Raw genomic sequence first — 16,253 nt, forward strand, 5'->3', positions numbered from 1 at the left:
CACGGATGCGCTGATATCGATCACGGCTCAGGACCCCGCGTTGACGTTGGCGTAGACGACGGCGGCGACCGCCAGGACCAGGGAACCGGCCAGCAGTGCGCTGAGGTAGCTCTGCACGTTGCCGGTCTGGGCGCGGCGGACGGCCGTGCCGAGCCAGCGTGCGCCGGTGGCGGAGCCGCGTACGTAGGTCTCGACGACCTCGCGGTCCAGGAAGCGGACGAGGCGTGCCGCGGCCTGGACGGGGCGGACGAACAGCGCCGCGTACAGGGCGTCGAGGTGGAAGCCGGTGGCCGCGTGGCGGTGGAGGGGGCCGAGCAGCAGGCGTCCGGGGTCGGCGGGGTCGGGGGCGTCCCCGACCGGGCCGTAGGCGGCGGTGCGGGCCTCGATGGCCTCGATCTCCACGAGGGCCGGTTCCGCGTCCGGGTGGGCGACGACCGAGCCCATGGGGACGCGGGCGGCGAGTGCGGTGGTGTGGCGCCAGGCCCCGTAGGTGACCAGGCCGCCGACGAGGCCGACGCCGGTGGACAGGACGGCGGTGGTCAGCGAGGGGAGGAGGCGGTGGCCGTCGAACCAGTCGCCGATGACGCCGACGCTCAGCCCGAGGGCGATGGTCGGGACGGCCAGGACCCACAGGACGGCGGTCATGGCGGCGGGCTGCCTGCCGTGGTCGGGGGCCTCGGCGCCCCGGCCCCGGAAGGCGAGGAGCCAGAGCCGGGTGGCGTAGGCGGCGGTGAGCACGGCGGCCAGCAGCCCGGCGACGAGGACCGTCCAGCCGGCGGCGGCCGGGGCGACGTGCCGGTCGCCCAGCGCGGTGTGCTCGGCGGCGACGAGGACGGCTTCCTTGGAGAAGAAGCCGGCGAACGGGGGGATCGCGGCGAGCGCGAGCAGCGCGACGGTCATCGTCCAGTAGGCGTCCGGGATGCGGCGGGCGAGGCCGCTCATCCGGGACATGGCGGCGAGTGAGTTGGTGCCGGCGGCATGGATGACGACGCCGGCCGCGAGGAAGAGGACCGCCTTGAAGGCACCGTGCGAGACGAGGTGGAAGACGGCGGCGCCCCGGTCGCCGACGGCCAGGGCGCCCGACATGTAGCCGAGTTGCCCGATGGTCGAGTAGGCGAGGACGCGCTTGATGTCGTCCTGGGCGAGTGCGGCGAGCCCGGACCCGATCATCGTGACGGCCGCCATCACGGCGAGGACGACGAGGGCCGCGCCGGACGCGGCGAAGACGGGGAGGAGCCGGGCGACGAAGTAGATGCCGGCGGCGACCATCGTCGCCGCGTGGATCAGCGCCGAGACGGGGGTGGGGCCGGCCATGGCGTCGGGGAGCCAGGTGTGCAGGGGGAACTGCGCGGACTTGCCCGCGACGCCGGCCAGGAGGAGGAGCGCGATGAGGGTGGGGTGATCGAGGCCGCCGTGGGCGACGGCGCCCAGGATGCGGGTGATGCGGAAGGAGCCGGTGTCGGCGGCGAGCGCGAACAGGCCGATGAGGAAGGGGACGTCGCCCAGCTTGGTGACCAGGAACGCCTTCAGCGATGCGGCGCGCGCCTCGGGCGTCTCCCAGTAGTGGCCGACCAGGAAGTACGAGCAGATGCCCATGACCTCCCAGCCGACCAGCAGCACCATCAGGTCGCCGGAGTAGACGACGAGCAGCATCGCGGAGGTGAAGAGGGAGACCAGCGCCGCGTACGAGGGGTAGCGGGGGTCGTCGCGGAGGTACGCGGTCGAGTAGATCTGCACGCAGCTCGCGACCAGGGCGACCAGCACGGCGACGAGGACGGCGAAGCCGTCGAGGTGCAGCGCGAGGTCGATGGGGACGGAGCCGGTGGGGGTGAGCTGGGTCGCCGCGTCGATGGCCCGGCCGCCGCCCTGGCGCGCGGCGACGACGGCCGCGAGGACGAGCGAGACGAGCGTGGGCAGGACGGCGAGCGGGCGTACGTACTCGGGTGCGGTGCGGCCGATGAGCAGCCCGACCGCCGCGCCCAGGAACGGGAGGAGGGGGACGAGGACGGCGAGGGTCGTGGTGGTCACGGGGTGGCCTCTGCCTTCTTTGCCTTCCCTGCCGCAGCAGTGGCCTGGTCTTCGGGGTCGGGGACGGCGTCGTCCTCGTCGTCACCGGCCGGGACGGCCTCGGCCTCGTCGGTCTCGGCGGTGTCGCGGAGGCGGTCGACGTCGGAGCTGCCCCGGTTGCGGTAGACGGCGAGGACGATCGCCAGGCCGATGCCGATCTCCGCCGCCGCGATGGCGATGGTGAACAGGGTGAGGGCCTGGCCGGAGTGCAGGCGGTCGCGGAGCCAGACGTCGAACGCGACCAGGTTGAGGTTGACGGCGTTGAGCATCAGCTCGACGGACATCAGGACGAGGATCGCGTTGCGGCGGGCGAGGACTCCGTAGAGCCCGGTGCAGAAGAGGAGGGCGGCGAGCACCGCGGGATAGGCGAGGTGCATCAGCGCGCGTCCTCTCGGGGCGGGGTGGCGTCGGCCCGGTCCGGTGCGGCCCGGCCGCCCTTGCGGGAGAGGACGATCGCGCCGACCAGGGCGGCGAGCAGGAGGACGGAGAGCGCTTCGAAGGGCAGTACCCAGTTACGGAAGAGGAAGGCGCCGGTGACCTCGGTGGAGCCCTGGGCGGGCCCGTCCAGCTCGATCCACGTCGTGCGGAAGGCGTCCACGACGACCCAGACCAGGGCACCGGCGGAGGCGACGGCGACCGCGAGGGCGGCCCACCGGTTCTCCGAGTCGGCGTCCGGGGAGCGGCCGATCGGGGCCCTGGTGAGCATCAGGCCGAACAGGAGGAGGACGACGACGGAACCCACGTAGATCAGTACCTGCACCCAGGCGATGAACTCCGCCGTGAGCAGGAGGTATTCGACGGCGAGGCCGCCGAGCGCCACGATCAGCCAGAGGGCGGCGTGCACCAGCTGCCTGGTCGTGACGGTCACCAGGGCCGCGCCGAGGGTGGCGATGCCGACGAGGACGAAGGCGATCTCGATGCCGGACGGGGAGAGGAAGCCGGGGGCCGCCGGGGCGGCCGCGAGGGCGGTGATCACTCGTTGCCCTCCTCTGCGTCTGCCTCTGACTCCGCGGCGGCTTCCTGTGCCTGCTGCTCCTGCTGGGCGCGGAGCTTGTCGGCCGTCTTGCGGGCCGCGGCGAGTTCCTTCGGTTCCTCGGCGCGCGGGTCGAGCGCGGGCGGTTCCGGGACCGTCCACATCCAGTCGCGCAGCTTGTCGCGCTCATGGGTGAGGTCCAGGATGTCCGTCTCCGCGTACTCGAACTCCGGCGACCAGAACAGCGCGTCGAACGGGCAGACCTCGATGCAGATGCCGCAGTACATGCAGAGCGAGAAGTCGATGGCGAAGCGGTCGAGCACGTTGCGGCTGCGTTCGCGGCCGCCCGGGGCCGCGGCCGGCACCGTCTCCTTGTGGGAGTCGATGTAGATGCACCAGTCGGGGCACTCGCGGGCGCACAGCATGCAGACCGTGCAGTTCTCCTCGAACAGCGCGATGACGCCGCGCGAGCGGGGCGGCAGTTCGGGCTGCACGTCCGGGTACTGGGCGGTGACGGTCTTCTTCGTCATCGTCCGCAGGGTGACGGCGAGGCCCTTGGCCAGACCTGAGCCGGGGATCGGGGGCACTAGTTGATCGCCACCTTCACGATGCCGGTGAGCGCGATCTGCGCGAGAGCGAGCGGGATGAGGGTCGTCCAGGCGAGCTTCTGCAACTGGTCCTCGCGCAGGCGCGGGTAGGTCACGCGCAGCCAGATCACGACGAACGCGAGGATGCCGGTCTTCAGCAGGGTCCAGACCCAGCCGAGTCCGTCGGCGCCCATCGGGCCGTGCCAGCCGCCGAGGAACAGCACGGTGGTCAGCCCGCACAGCACGACGATGCCGGCGTACTCGGCGAGCAGGAACAGCGCGAAGCGGAGGCCGGTGTACTCGGTGTACGCGCCGAAGATGATCTCCGAGTCGGCGACCGGCATGTCGAACGGGGGGCGCTGGAGTTCGGCGAGTCCGGCCACGAAGAAGACCAGGGCGCCGGTGATCTGCCAGGGCAGCCACCACCACGCGAACGCGTCCAGGATGCCGGGCAGCGAGACCGTGCCCGCCGCCATCGCCACCGAGGCGGCGGCGAGCAGCATCGGCAGCTCGTACGCGAGGAGTTGCGCGGCGGTGCGGAGGCCGCCGAGCAGGGAGAACTTGTTGGCCGACGCCCAGCCGGCCATCAGCGAGCCGAGTACGCCCACGCCCATCACGGCGAGTACGAAGAAGATGCCCGCGTCGACGACCTGGCCGACCGCGCCCTCGCCCGGGCCGATCGGGATCGCGACCAGCACGAGCAGGTACGGGAGGAGGGCCACGGCCGGCGCCAGGCGGAAGACCTTGCGGTCGGCGCCGGCGGGGACGATGTCCTCCTTCTGCGCGAACTTCACGCCGTCGGCGACGAGCTGGGCCCAGCCGTGGAAGCCGCCGGCGTACATGGGGCCCAGGCGGCCCTGCATGTGGGCCATGACCTTGTGTTCGGTCTGGCCGACGACGAGGGGGAGGACCATGAAGACGGCGAAGACGATGACGATGCGGAGGGCGACGTCCAGGGCGTCGGTCACTCTTGATCGCCTCCGTTGTCGGGGGTGGGGTCGTTGTCGGGTCGAACCGTGGGCTTGGTCTCCGGCGCGTTGCGCCACGGCGCGTCCGTCGCCGGAGGGGACACCGGCTCCTGCTGGCTCGCCGAGCCCTGGGACACGCTGCGGCTGCGGCGCGGGCGGGGTTCCGCCGGGGTCGCCGGGGTCGCGTCGCCCGCCGTGCGGGTGCGCCGGGCCGGGCGGGACGGGGCCGGGGGGAGCTGCCCCTTGAGGGGGCCCCACTCGTTCGGGTCCGGGACGCCCGGCGGGAGCATCGTGCGGCGCTTCGGGCCGCCGTGGTCCGACTCGCCCGGTTCCTTGGCGCCCGGCCATGCCTTCGCCACGCGGGCGGCCAGCACGAAGTCCTTACGGAGGGGGTGGCCCTCGAAGTTCTCGGGGAGGAGGAGCGGGACCAGATTCGGGTGGTCCTCGAAGACGACGCCGAACATCTCGTGCGTCTCGCGTTCGTGCCAGGCGGCCCCCGCGTACACACCGATCGCCGTCGGCAGGGCCGGGGCCTCGTGCGGCACCGTCGTACGCAGCAGCAGGCGGTGCACCCCGGCGGCGGCGGACGGCAGCGCCGCCACATGCGCGCACACCCGGAAGCCCGTGCCCGGTTCGTCCACCGCGCTCAGCCAGTCGAAGTACGTGCAGCCGAGGGTGTCCCGGGCGGTTTCGAGGGCGGTGATCCACGCGGTGGGCGGGACGTCGACCGTAAGGAGGTCGTACGCCTGCTCGGCGGTCGCGTCCTCGCCGAAGACCTCGGTCACCGCGTCCGGGAGCCGGTCGAAGAGGGTCACTTCCCGTCCCCCTCGGCCGGAGACGGAGCCACCAGGCCGCTGCGCAGCGCCGCCGTCGACGGACGGGCGCCGGCGGCATCCGCGTAACGCTCCCCCAGCGACTCGCGCGCGATCTTCTCCTGGAGCTTCAGGATGCCCTGGAGCAGCGCCTCGGGCCGGGGCGGGCAGCCGGGGACGTAGACGTCGACGGGGATGATCTGGTCGACGCCCTTGGTGACGGAGTACGAGTCCCAGTACGGGCCGCCGCAGTTGGAGCAGGCGCCGAAGGAGATGACGTACTTGGGCTCGGGCATCTGCTCGTACAGGCGCTTGACCGCCGGGGCCATCTTGTCCGTCACCGTGCCGGAGACGATCATCAGGTCGGCCTGGCGCGGGCCCGGCGCGAAGGGGATGACGCCGAGCCGGATGAAGTCGTGGCGCGCCATGGAGGCGGCGATGAATTCGATGGCGCAGCAGGCGAGTCCGAAGTTGAAGACCCAGAGGCTGTAGCGGCGGCCCCAGTTGAGGACCACCTTCATCGGTTCCGGCGCGAGCCTGGACAGGACGCCCAGGCGCTTCGGTTCCGGGAGGAACGTGGGTACGGCGGCGGGTTCGTCCCCCGCCCCGGCCGACGACGGGCTCGTCACGTCCATTCGAGGACGCCCTTCTTCCATGCGTAGAGCAGTCCCACGGCCAGGAAACCGAGGAAGATGAACATTTCCACCAGCGTGGTCGCGCCGTAGCCCGGCGCCGCGAAGACCGTCGCCCAGGGGAACAGGAAGATCGAGTCGACGGCGAAGATCACGTACAGGAACGCGTAGACGTAGTAGCGGACCTGGGTGTGCGCCCAGCCCTCCCCCACGGGGTCCACGCCGCACTCGTATGTGAGCAGCTTCTCCGGCGTCGGGACCACCGGCCGCAGCAGCCGGCCCGCGCCGAACGCGACGGCGACGAACAGGACGCCCACCAGGGCGAGGAGTCCGACCACCGAGTAGCTGTGGAAGTAGTCCGACGACGCGAGCACCGTCCGCGCCGGTGTCGATGCCGCACCGGGAAGACCCGTCACGTCCGCCCCTCGCTCCCTAGCCCCGTCCGAAGCCCCGTCCACGATCTGTACGCACGGGAGTCTAGGCCCTGTAAAGGACGGGTAAGCAGTTGCGTCGGGCAACGAACGGGGAACGAGGGTGGGACGAGTGGGGCACGGGTGGGGCATGGGTGGGGATATCCCTACTTCACCTCACCCACGAGCCCCATGGCATCCGCCTCGCGCGCCCGGCAGGCTGGTCGTATGACCATGAGCCCCCAGGTGCCCGCCCATGACGGGCCTCCTCCCGTCCGCTTCGCCTTCGGCCGGTGGACGTGGAAGGAGGTCGCGCACCTTCTTTCCAACCTGCCGATGGCGATCGTCGGATTTGTCTACACGGTGTTGATGACCGCGATCGGCGTGGGCCTCGCGGTCACCGTCGTCGGTCTGCCGCTGCTGGCCGCCGGGCTCCAGGGCGCCCGGCTGATCGGCCGCGCCGAGCGCGCCCGCGCCCGCAAGCTGCTGGGGGTCGTGGTCGAGGAGCCGAGCCCCCCGGCCCGGGGCCGCGAGGACGACGGGTTCTTCGCCTGGCTGTGGACCAGCCTGCGCGACCCGGTCGCCTGGCGGGCGGCCCTGTACTCGTTCGTACGGCTGCCGTGGGGCATCCTCACCTTCGTCGTGACGCTCGTCTGCCTCATCGTGTGGCCGGCGCTCCCCTATGCGGCACGGCTGATGGCCAACGCGGACCGGGCCATGGTGCGCGGGCTGCTCTCGCCCTCCGACGACCTGGAACGCCGCATCGCGGAGCTGGAGACGGACCGGGGCGTGGTGGTCGACACGGCCGCCGCGGACCTGCGCCGCATCGAGCGCGACCTCCACGACGGCGCCCAGGCCCGGCTCGTCGCCCTCGCGATGGGGCTCGGCCTGGCCAAGGAGAAGCTGACGGACGATCCGGAGGCGGCCGCGCGCATGGTGGACGAGGCGCACGGCGAGGTGAAGGTCGCCCTCCAGGAACTCCGCGACCTCGCCCGGGGCATCCACCCCGCCGTCCTCACCGACCGCGGCCTCGACGCCGCGCTCTCCGCGATCGCCTCGCGCTGCACCGTGCCCGTCACCGTACGGGTGGATCTTGCGGGGCGCCCGGCGCAGGCCATCGAGGGCATCGCGTACTTCACCGTCTCCGAACTCCTCCAGAACGTGAGCAAGCACAGCGGGGCCCGTACGGCGTCCGTCGACGTGTGGCGCTCCGGCGACCGGCTGCTCATCCAGGTCGGCGACGACGGGCGGGGCGGGGCCTCGATGGACGGCGGTACGGGCATGGCGGGGCTCGCCGAGCGGCTGGACGCCGTGGACGGGGTCTTCGTACTCGAATCGCCCGCCGGCGGCCCGACGACCGTCACGGCGGAGCTGCCGTGGCGCGACCGGGGCGACGAGAAGAGCGCGCAGCGCGTGAAGGGGTAGGGAAAACCCCCGCTCCGAGACGGATACCGCCCTCATGGTGCGGCGGCGCCCCGCCCAGCACTCTTGAAGTACAGAACGCACGCACCTCCACAGACGCACGCACCATCACCGGCGCACGCACCTCCACGGACGCACGCACCTTCACGGACGCGGAAGAAACGGACGGAACCCCATGGCCACGGCATACGGACCGGACACACGGGACCCTCAGCGGTCGGGAAGCGGCCTCGGGAACCGTCCCGCGCGGCGGCACGTCCTGCCGGCCGCGCTGCGGGCGCCGCTGGAGGGCAGGACCTGGCGCGAGTTCCTCTACCTCATGCTGAGCCTGCCGATCAGCATCGTGCTCTTCACCTTCGCGATCACCATGGTCTCGCTGGGCGCGGGCCTCCTCGTCACCTTCCTCGGCATTCCGGTGCTGGCGGGGGGCCTGGCGATGTGCCGGGGCTTCGGGATGCTGGAGCGGACCCGGGCGCGGACCCTGCTGCGGCTGGACGTGGCCGATCCGGCGCCGGCGCGCGGCCGGAAGAACGGGCTGATGTCCTGGGTCGGCGCGGTCCTGAAGAGCGGGGTGTCCTGGCGCCACCTGCTGTACGCGCTGCTGCACTTCCCGTGGGCGGTCTTCGCGTTCTGCGTCGCGCTGACGCTCCAGGCGTGGGGCTGGGCGGCGCTCACCTACCCGCTGTGGCACTGGTTCGTGCCCTCGCACGCGGGCGTCACGGGCATCCAGCTGTACGGGGACACCCAGCACGAGGTCTACCTCGACTCGGGCGTCGATCTCGCGCTGACCGCCGGCCTCGGCCTGGGCATCGTCCTCGTCACCCCCTGGGTGATCCGGGGCCTGGCGACCGTCGACCGGCTGATGGTGGCGGGGCTGCTGAGCCCGTCCCGGCTGGCGGAGCGCGTCACGGAGCTGGAGTCCGACCGGGGTGTCGTCGTGGACACCGCCGCCGCGGACCTCCGCCGCATCGAGCGCGACCTCCACGACGGCGCCCAGGCCCGCCTGGTCGCCCTCGCCATGGACCTGGGCCTCGCGAAGGAGAAGCTGACCGCCGACCCGGAGGCGGCCGCGCGCATGGTGGACGAGGCGCACGGCGAGGTGAAGGTCGCCCTCCAGGAACTCCGCGACCTCGCCCGGGGCATCCACCCCGCCGTCCTCACCGACCGCGGCCTCGACGCCGCGCTCTCCGCCGTCGCCTCGCGCTGCACCGTGCCCGTCTCCGTGGAGGTGGACCTCCCGTCCCGGCCCGCGCAGGCCATCGAGGGCATCGCGTACTTCACCGTCTCCGAACTCCTCCAGAACATCAGCAAGCACTCCGGTGCCACCCGCGCCTCGGTCGACGTGTGGCGCACGGAGGACCGCCTCCTGCTCCAGGTGACCGACGACGGTCGCGGCGGCGCCGACCCGGCGTCGGGCAGCGGGCTCGCCGGGCTCACCGAGCGGCTGGACGCCGTCGACGGGGTCCTGGTGGTCGACTCGCCGGTGGGCGGCCCGACGAAGGTCACGGCGGAACTGCCCTGGCGCGGCTGACCGGAGAACCACGGCACGTCACTTATCGGGTCAACCCCGCGAACGCTCGCGACGTCAGTGCCGTTACTGGGATGCTGGACGGCGTACGGGTCGTGCCAGCGAGCGAGCAGCAGCGGGGGAAACAGCGTCGTGGTGGAGGACAGGGTGCGCGTGGTCATCGCCGAGGATTCGGTACTGCTCCGGGAGGGACTGACCCGGTTGCTGACCGATCTCGGGCATGACGTCGTCGCGGGCGTCGGGGACGCGGAGGCGCTGATCAAGACGATCGGCGACCTGGCCGGGCAGGACGCGCTGCCGGACGTGGTGGTCGCGGATGTGCGGATGCCCCCGACCCACACCGACGAGGGCGTCCGGGCGGCGGTGCGGCTGCGCCGGGACCACCCGGGGATCGGGGTGCTGGTCCTCTCGCAGTACGTCGAGGAGCAGTACGCCACCGAGCTGCTGGCCGGGTCCAGCCGGGGCGTCGGGTATCTGCTGAAGGACCGGGTCGCCGAGGTCCGGGAGTTCGTGGACGCGGTGGTCCGGGTGGCGCAGGGCGGTACGGCGCTGGACCCCGAGGTGGTGGCGCAGCTGCTGGGCCGCAGCCGGAAGCAGGACGTGCTGGCCGGGCTGACGCCGCGTGAGCGTGAGGTGCTGGGCCTGATGGCGGAGGGGCGTACGAACTCCGCGGTGGCCAAGCAGCTGGTGGTGAGCGACGGGGCGGTCGAGAAGCACGTCAGCAACATCTTCCAGAAGCTGGGCCTGGCGCCGAGCGAGGGGGACCACCGCCGGGTGCTGGCGGTGCTGACGTATCTGAACTCCTGACACGGCACCACCGGCCCGGGCGAGGGTCCGACGGGGAACCGGGCGGCTGGTGGATCATGACGGAACAGCGCCGGAAAACGTCTCAGCATCCAGAATCACAGCGTCTCAAAAAGCCGTCCATCATGTGATCGACCGGAGGAAGGCGACCCTCACGGCCGTAGGGTGGGCGGGGGACCTCCGGCGGGCCGGACGGTTCCGAGCCGCCGTCCGAGGGAGGTCCAGTACGTGACCAGCCAGGTCAGTAGCACCGCCGAGCAGGCCGACGAAGCCGGCGAGGCGCTCGTGGGGGGACAACGCGCCCCCCGGTCCGAAGCCGCGGGAAGCGGCGAGAAGGAAGTCCGCCGTCTGGACCGGGTGATCATCCGCTTCGCGGGTGACTCGGGTGACGGGATGCAGCTCACGGGTGACCGGTTCACCTCGGAGACGGCGTCCTTCGGGAACGACCTCTCCACGCTGCCGAACTTCCCGGCCGAGATCCGCGCCCCCGCAGGCACCCTGCCGGGGGTTTCGTCGTTCCAGCTGCACTTCGCCGATCACGACATCCTGACCCCGGGCGACGCGCCGAACGTGCTGGTCGCGATGAACCCGGCGGCACTCAGGGCGAACATCGCCGACGTGCCGCGTGGGGCCGAAATCATCGTGAACACCGATGAGTTCACGAAGCGGCCGATGGCGAAGGTGGGGTACGAGACCAACCCGCTGGAGGACGGCTCGCTGGAGGCGTACAACGTCCATCCGGTACCGCTGACCACGCTCACGATCGAGGCGCTGAAGGAGTTCGGGCTCTCCCGCAAGGAGGCCGAGCGCTCGAAGAACATGTTCGCGCTCGGGCTGCTGTCCTGGATGTACCACCGGCCGACCGAGGGCACCGAGACGTTCCTGCGGGCGAAGTTCGCCAAGAAGCCGCAGATCGCCGAGGCGAACGTGGCCGCCTACCGGGCCGGGTGGAACTTCGGCGAGACGACGGAGGACTTCGCCGTCAGCTACGAGGTGGCGCCGGCCTCGCAGGCGTTCCCCACCGGCACGTACCGGAACATCTCGGGGAACCTCGCCCTGTCCTACGGCCTGATCGCCGCGGGCCGCCAGGCCGACCTGCCGGTCTACCTCGGCTCGTACCCGATCACGCCGGCCTCGGACATCCTGCACGAGCTGAGCAAGCACAAGAACTTCGGCGTGCGCACCTTCCAGGCCGAGGACGAGATCGCGGGCATCGGTGCCGCGCTGGGCGCCGCCTTCGGCGGTTCGCTCGCCGTGACGACGACGTCGGGGCCCGGGGTGGCGCTGAAGTCGGAGACCATCGGACTGGCGGTCTCACTCGAACTGCCGCTGCTCATCGTGGACATCCAGCGCGGCGGCCCCTCGACCGGGCTGCCCACCAAGACCGAGCAGGCGGACCTGCTCCAGGCGATGTACGGGCGCAACGGCGAGGCCCCGGTGCCGATCGTGGCCCCGCGCACCCCGGCCGACTGCTTCGACGCGGCCGTGGACGCGGCCCGGATCGCCCTGACCTACCGCACCCCGGTCTTCCTGCTCTCCGACGGCTACCTGGCCAACGGCTCCGAGCCCTGGCGCATCCCGGAGCTCGACCAGCTGCCCGACCTGCGCGTCCAGTTCGCGGGCGGCCCGAACCACGAACTGGCCGACGGCACCGAGGTGTTCTGGCCCTACAAGCGTGACCCGCAGACGCTGGCGCGCCCGTGGGCGGTCCCGGGCACCCCCGGTCTCGAACACCGTATCGGCGGCATCGAGAAGCAGGACGGCACCGGCAACATCTCGTACGACCCCGCCAACCACGACTTCATGGTCCGCACCCGCCAGGCCAAGGTGGACGGCATCGAGGTCCCGGACGTGGAGGTCGACGACCCCGCGGAGGCCCGGACGCTCGTGCTGGGCTGGGGTTCGACGTACGGCCCGATCACCGCGGCCGTGCGCCGGCTGCGCGCCTCGGGGCGCTCCATCGCCCAGGCCCATCTGCGCCACCTCAACCCCTTCCCGCGGAATCTGGGCGAGGTGTTGGAGCGTTACGACAAGGTGGTCGTCCCCGAGATGAACCTCGGCCAGCTGGCCATGCTCATCCGCGCCAAGTATCTGGTGGACGCCCACAGTTACAACCAGGTCAACGGCATGCCGTTCAAGGCCGAGCAGCTCGCCACAGCTCTTGAGGAGGCCATCGATGCCTGAGGTGAACGAACTGCTCCAGCTGGTGCCCAAGGCCGAGGCGAAGCAGTCCATGAAGGACTTCAAGTCCGACCAGGAAGTGCGCTGGTGCCCCGGCTGCGGCGACTACGCGGTCCTCGCCGCCGTGCAGGGCTTCATGCCCGACCTCGGTCTGGCGAAGGAGAACATCGTCTTCATCTCCGGCATCGGCTGCTCCTCACGCTTCCCGTACTACATGAACACGTACGGGATGCACTCGATCCACGGCCGCGCCCCGTCCATCGCGACCGGCCTGGCCACCTCGCGGCGCGACCTGTCGGTGTGGGTCGTCACGGGTGACGGCGACGCGCTGTCCATCGGCGGCAACCACCTCATCCACGCGCTGCGCCGCAACGTGAACCTGAAGATCCTGCTGTTCAACAACCGGATCTACGGGCTGACCAAGGGCCAGTACTCCCCCACCTCCGAGCTGGGCAAGATCACCAAGTCGACGCCGATGGGCTCGCTGGACGCCCCGTTCAACCCGGTGTCGCTGGCGATCGGCGCGGAGGCGTCCTTCGTCGCCAGAACCGTCGACTCCGACCGCAAGCACCTCACCGGCGTGCTGCGCGCCGCCGCCGACCACCCGGGCACGGCGCTGGTGGAGATCTACCAGAACTGCAACATCTTCAACGACGGCGCGTTCGAGGTCCTGAAGGACAAGGACCAGGCGCAGGAGGCGGTGATCCGCCTGGAGCACGGGCAGCCGATCGTCTTCGGTACGGACGGCGCGAAGGGGGTCGTACGGGACTCGCTGACCGGTGACCTCCAGGTCGTCGCGGTCACCGAGGACAACAAGGCGCAGATCCTCGTCCACGACGCGCACGCCCCGAGCCCCACGACGGCCTTCGCCCTGTCCCGGCTCGCCGACGCCGACACCCTGCACCACACCCCGATCGGGGTGCTGCGCAGCGTGGAGCGCCCGGTGTACGACACGACGATGGCCGAGCAGCTGGACACGGCCGTGGAGCGGCACGGCAAGGGCGACCTGGCCGCGCTGCTCGCCGGGAACGACCACTGGACGGTGGTCGGCTGACGCCGGTCCCCGTTCCGCGCGAGCGCGCCGGACCTGCCCCTCGCGGGCGGGACCGGCGCGCTTTTGCATGCCCTGACCAGCACACTTTCTTTTGGTTAGCGCATTCCGTAAGGTGGTGTGAGAACGAAGCGAACAAACGAGGAGGAACACCCCCATGAGCATCGTCGTCACCGGAGCCACCGGAGCACTCGGCCGTCGCGTCGTCGAGCACCTGCTGACCACCGTCCCCGCCGCCGAGGTCGCCGCCGTGGTCCGCGACAAGGACAAGGCCGCCGCTCTCGCCGCCCGGGGCGTCGAGCTGCGCATCGCCGACTACGACAGCCCCGAGACCCTGGCGGACGCCTTCCACGCCGGCGACCGGGTCCTCCTCATCTCCGGCAACCAGGTCGGCAGCCGCGTCGCCCAGCACACCGCGGTCATCGACGCGGCCAAGGCGGCGGGCGTCGCCCAGCTCGCGTACACCGGGATCCTCGGCGGGCCCGAGGCCGACTTCACGCTGGCCGACGAGCACCGCGCGACCGAGCGGCTGATCCTGGACTCCGGCCTGCCGTACACCTTCCTGCGCAACGGCTGGTACACGGAGAACCAGACCGAGAACCTGGCCCCGGTCCTGGCGCACGGCGCGGTCGTCGGCAGCGCGGGCGAGGGCCGTATCGCCTACGCCACCCGCGACGACTACGCGGCCGCGGCCGCCGCCGTCCTGACCGGCGAGGGCCACCTGAACCGCGCGTACGAGCTGAGCGGCGACACCGCCCTGTCCTACGCCGACTACGCGGCGGTCGTCGCGCAGGCCACCGGCAAGGAGATCGCCCACAACGACGTCCCGGCCGCCGTCCACCAGGAGATCCTGACCGGCGCCGGGCTGCCCGAGGGCTTCGCGGCGATCCTGGTCGACGTGGACCAGGCCGTCCGGCGCGGGCGCCTGGCCGGCACCAGCGGCGACCTGGCCCGCCTGATCGGCCGCCCGACGACCCCGGTGGCCGACACCGTGGCCGCCGCGCTCTGAACCCGTACGCCATCCGGTGTCATGACCGTCTGACGATACGGGCATGACACCGGGCCCCCGGCGGCGCTACCTTCATGTGGTTGACGGTCGTACGACCACCACCCACCAGGAGGGGCCCGTGCAGGGGACGAATGACCAGCGGGCCGGACTCCTCTCCGGCTTCGCCGCGTACGGGATGTGGGGCATCGTCCCGCTGTACTGGCCGCTGCTGAAGCCGGCCGGGGCGGTCGAGATCCTGGCCCACCGCATGGTGTGGTCGCTCGGCGTGGTGGCGGTCCTGCTGCTGGTCCTGCGCCGGTGGTCCTGGATCGGCCCGCTGCTGCGGCAGCCGCGCAAGCTGGGGATGCTCTCCATCGCGGCCTCCACGATCACCGTCAACTGGGGCCTGTACATCTGGGCCGTGAACAGCGGCCATGTGGTCGAAGCGTCCCTCGGCTACTTCATCAACCCGCTGGTCACCATCGCCATGGGCGTCCTGCTCCTGGGCGAGCGGCTGCGCCCGGCGCAGTGGGCGGCGGTCGCCACCGGCGTCGTGGCGGTCATCGTGCTGGCCGTCGGCTACGGGAAACCGCCCTGGATCTCGCTGATCCTGGCGTTCTCCTTCGCGACGTACGGCCTGGTCAAGAAGAAGGTCGACATGGGCGGCCTGGAATCGCTCACCGTCGAGACCGCCGTGCTCTTCCTGCCCGCGCTCGGCTATCTGATCTGGCTGGGCGCGCGGGGCACCTCGACCCTGACCTCCGAGGGCGCCGGGCACACCGCGCTCCTCGCCTCGACCGGCGTGGTCACCGCGGTGCCGCTGATCCTGTTCGGGGCCGCCGCGATCCGCATCCCGCTCTCGACCATCGGGCTGCTCCAGTACATGACCCCGCTCGCCCAGTTCCTCCTGGGCGTGGCCTACTTCCACGAGGAGATGCCGACGGAGCGGTGGGCCGGGTTCGCCCTGGTGTGGGCGGCGCTGATCGTCCTCACCTGGGACGCGCTGCGGACCGCGCGCCGCAACCGGGCCCGGGCGCAGGCGGCCCGGCTGGCCGCGACGGCGGGCGCGGAGCGGATCGATGTTTCACCCGGCACAAGCCCCGGCGCCGGGACAGAATGCCGGTCATGACCCTTGAGTGGAAAGTCGTCATCGACGCCGCCGACCCGCACGCGCAGGCCGGCTTCTGGTCCCAGGCCCTCGGTTACGAGATCGAGGACAACAGCCCCCTGATCGAAAAGCTCCTGGGCATCGGGGCCGTACCCGAAGCGCTCACCACCACCGCGCACGGCCGACGCGCCTGGCTCGACCTGGCGGCGGTACGGCACCCCGACGACCCGTACGACGAGGACAGCGGCGCCGGCCACGGCCGCCGACTGCTCTTCCAGCGCGTCCCCGAGCCGAAGACCGTCAAGAACCGCCTCCACCTCGACCTCCACGCGGGCCCGGAGCGCCGCGAGGCCGAGGTGGCACGGGTGGTCGGGCTGGGCGCGAAGGTCGAGCGCGAGGTGGAGGAGCCGGGGGGCCGGTGGACGGTGCTCACGGACCCGGAGGGCAACGAGTTCTGCGTGCAGTAAGCGCGGGCCCCTCGCCCGGGAGGCCGGGACACCGGGCGCTCAGGCCGCCCGGTGTCCGCTCGCCCCGCGAGTCCAGGACCGCGCTGCGGAAGCCGTACGGGACTCCAATGATCAGGACGACCCCGAGCAGGAGCAACGACATGACGCACGCCACCGAGGGGACGCCGAGCCCGACCAGGACGGCCATGGCGCCGAAGTCGACCAGCACGCAGCCGAGCCCGTAGGAGGCGGGCGCGCTGTGCGCCACGTCGCACG

At 71.7% G+C, this 16,253-nt stretch carries 17 protein-coding genes; 8 read left to right on the forward strand and 9 right to left on the reverse strand.

Annotated elements, in window-relative coordinates; genetic code table 11:
* Window positions 1–27 precede the first annotated feature (27 nt).
* Genes OG867_RS12445 through OG867_RS12480 form a run of 8 tightly spaced genes read right to left on the reverse strand, consistent with a single transcriptional unit; the run spans window position 28 to window position 6,455 of the window.
* Window positions 28–2,028, reverse strand: a complete 2,001-nt coding sequence (locus OG867_RS12445; RefSeq protein WP_406285025.1) for an NADH-quinone oxidoreductase subunit L — start codon at window positions 2,026–2,028, stop codon at window positions 28–30.
* Window positions 2,025–2,444: an NADH-quinone oxidoreductase subunit NuoK gene (gene nuoK, locus OG867_RS12450; protein ID WP_328901733.1), complete on the reverse strand. Its 420-nt coding sequence runs from the start codon at window positions 2,442–2,444 to the stop codon at window positions 2,025–2,027. The genes OG867_RS12445 and nuoK overlap by 4 nt, the downstream gene beginning before the upstream one ends.
* Window positions 2,444–3,043 (reverse strand): NADH-quinone oxidoreductase subunit J, encoded by a 600-nt coding sequence (locus tag OG867_RS12455; protein WP_406285027.1) that lies wholly within the window; start codon window positions 3,041–3,043, stop codon window positions 2,444–2,446. Before OG867_RS12455 ends, nuoK begins: the two co-directional genes overlap by 1 nt.
* Window positions 3,040–3,627 carry an NADH-quinone oxidoreductase subunit I gene (locus OG867_RS12460; RefSeq protein WP_328901731.1) on the reverse strand — a complete coding sequence of 196 codons (588 nt, stop codon included), beginning with the start codon at window positions 3,625–3,627 and terminating at the stop codon, window positions 3,040–3,042. The genes OG867_RS12455 and OG867_RS12460 overlap by 4 nt, the downstream gene beginning before the upstream one ends.
* Window positions 3,627–4,595 (reverse strand): NADH-quinone oxidoreductase subunit H, encoded by a 969-nt coding sequence (locus OG867_RS12465; protein ID WP_406285031.1) that lies wholly within the window; start codon window positions 4,593–4,595, stop codon window positions 3,627–3,629. Before OG867_RS12465 ends, OG867_RS12460 begins: the two co-directional genes overlap by 1 nt.
* Entirely contained in the window at window positions 4,592–5,410 is an 819-nt protein-coding gene (locus tag OG867_RS12470) for an NADH-quinone oxidoreductase subunit C (RefSeq protein ID WP_406285033.1), read from the reverse strand. Before OG867_RS12470 ends, OG867_RS12465 begins: the two co-directional genes overlap by 4 nt.
* On the reverse strand, window positions 5,407–6,042 hold the full coding sequence (locus OG867_RS12475) for an NADH-quinone oxidoreductase subunit B family protein (protein ID WP_328901728.1): 636 nt from the start codon (window positions 6,040–6,042) through the stop codon (window positions 5,407–5,409). The genes OG867_RS12470 and OG867_RS12475 overlap by 4 nt, the downstream gene beginning before the upstream one ends.
* Window positions 6,033–6,455, reverse strand: coding sequence for an NADH-quinone oxidoreductase subunit A (locus tag OG867_RS12480; RefSeq protein WP_376455720.1), 423 nt, complete (start codon window positions 6,453–6,455; stop codon window positions 6,033–6,035). Before OG867_RS12480 ends, OG867_RS12475 begins: the two co-directional genes overlap by 10 nt.
* 222 nt (window positions 6,456–6,677) lie before the next feature.
* On the opposite strand from OG867_RS12480, the gene OG867_RS12485 reads away from it, so the two are divergent.
* The 8 genes from OG867_RS12485 to OG867_RS12520 all read left to right on the forward strand — a co-directional run bounded on the left by OG867_RS12485 (window position 6,678) and on the right by OG867_RS12520 (window position 15,998).
* Complete coding sequence (locus tag OG867_RS12485) at window positions 6,678–7,874, forward strand: sensor histidine kinase (RefSeq protein ID WP_406285036.1); 1,197 nt, start codon at window positions 6,678–6,680, stop codon at window positions 7,872–7,874.
* A gap of 172 nt (window positions 7,875–8,046) precedes the next feature.
* Window positions 8,047–9,402 (forward strand): sensor histidine kinase, encoded by a 1,356-nt coding sequence (locus tag OG867_RS12490; RefSeq protein WP_406285039.1) that lies wholly within the window; start codon window positions 8,047–8,049, stop codon window positions 9,400–9,402.
* A gap of 144 nt (window positions 9,403–9,546) precedes the next feature.
* Complete coding sequence (locus OG867_RS12495) at window positions 9,547–10,206, forward strand: response regulator transcription factor (protein ID WP_026242587.1); 660 nt, start codon at window positions 9,547–9,549, stop codon at window positions 10,204–10,206.
* 225 nt (window positions 10,207–10,431) lie between these two features.
* Complete coding sequence (locus tag OG867_RS12500; RefSeq protein WP_328901725.1) at window positions 10,432–12,387, forward strand: 2-oxoacid:acceptor oxidoreductase subunit alpha; 1,956 nt, start codon at window positions 10,432–10,434, stop codon at window positions 12,385–12,387.
* Window positions 12,380–13,438, forward strand: coding sequence for a 2-oxoacid:ferredoxin oxidoreductase subunit beta (locus OG867_RS12505; protein ID WP_406285042.1), 1,059 nt, complete (start codon window positions 12,380–12,382; stop codon window positions 13,436–13,438). The genes OG867_RS12500 and OG867_RS12505 overlap by 8 nt, the downstream gene beginning before the upstream one ends.
* A gap of 154 nt (window positions 13,439–13,592) precedes the next feature.
* Window positions 13,593–14,444, forward strand: a complete 852-nt coding sequence (locus tag OG867_RS12510) for an SDR family oxidoreductase (RefSeq protein WP_406285044.1) — start codon at window positions 13,593–13,595, stop codon at window positions 14,442–14,444.
* Window positions 14,445–14,562: 118 nt separating this feature from the next.
* Window positions 14,563–15,552: an EamA family transporter RarD gene (rarD, locus tag OG867_RS12515; RefSeq protein ID WP_328901722.1), complete on the forward strand. Its 990-nt coding sequence runs from the start codon at window positions 14,563–14,565 to the stop codon at window positions 15,550–15,552.
* On the forward strand, window positions 15,540–15,998 hold the full coding sequence (locus tag OG867_RS12520) for a VOC family protein (RefSeq protein WP_328901721.1): 459 nt from the start codon (window positions 15,540–15,542) through the stop codon (window positions 15,996–15,998). The genes rarD and OG867_RS12520 overlap by 13 nt, the downstream gene beginning before the upstream one ends.
* Here OG867_RS12520 and OG867_RS12525 read toward each other — a convergent pair.
* Window positions 15,961–16,245 (reverse strand): hypothetical protein, encoded by a 285-nt coding sequence (locus OG867_RS12525; RefSeq protein WP_328901720.1) that lies wholly within the window; start codon window positions 16,243–16,245, stop codon window positions 15,961–15,963. The genes OG867_RS12520 and OG867_RS12525 overlap by 38 nt on opposite strands.
* Between the last annotated feature and the right edge of the window lie 8 nt (window positions 16,246–16,253).

The sequence above is a fragment of the Streptomyces sp. NBC_00209 genome, assembly GCF_045206345.1.
Lineage (GTDB): Bacteria > Actinomycetota > Actinomycetes > Streptomycetales > Streptomycetaceae > Streptomyces.

What these genes read in the sequence shown, in the direction of transcription:
- OG867_RS12490 (WP_406285039.1), top strand. Translation starts at nt 8,047, where the DNA reads ATGGCCACGGCATACGGACCGGACACACGGGACCCTCAGCGGTCGGGA.
- OG867_RS12505 (WP_406285042.1), top strand. Translation starts at nt 12,380, where the DNA reads ATGCCTGAGGTGAACGAACTGCTCCAGCTGGTGCCCAAGGCCGAGGCG.
- nuoK (WP_328901733.1), bottom strand. Translation starts at nt 2,444, where the DNA reads ATGCACCTCGCCTATCCCGCGGTGCTCGCCGCCCTCCTCTTCTGCACC.
- OG867_RS12520 (WP_328901721.1), top strand. Translation starts at nt 15,540, where the DNA reads ATGCCGGTCATGACCCTTGAGTGGAAAGTCGTCATCGACGCCGCCGAC.
- OG867_RS12510 (WP_406285044.1), top strand. Translation starts at nt 13,593, where the DNA reads ATGAGCATCGTCGTCACCGGAGCCACCGGAGCACTCGGCCGTCGCGTC.
- OG867_RS12485 (WP_406285036.1), top strand. Translation starts at nt 6,678, where the DNA reads ATGACCATGAGCCCCCAGGTGCCCGCCCATGACGGGCCTCCTCCCGTC.
- OG867_RS12475 (WP_328901728.1), bottom strand. Translation starts at nt 6,042, where the DNA reads ATGGACGTGACGAGCCCGTCGTCGGCCGGGGCGGGGGACGAACCCGCC.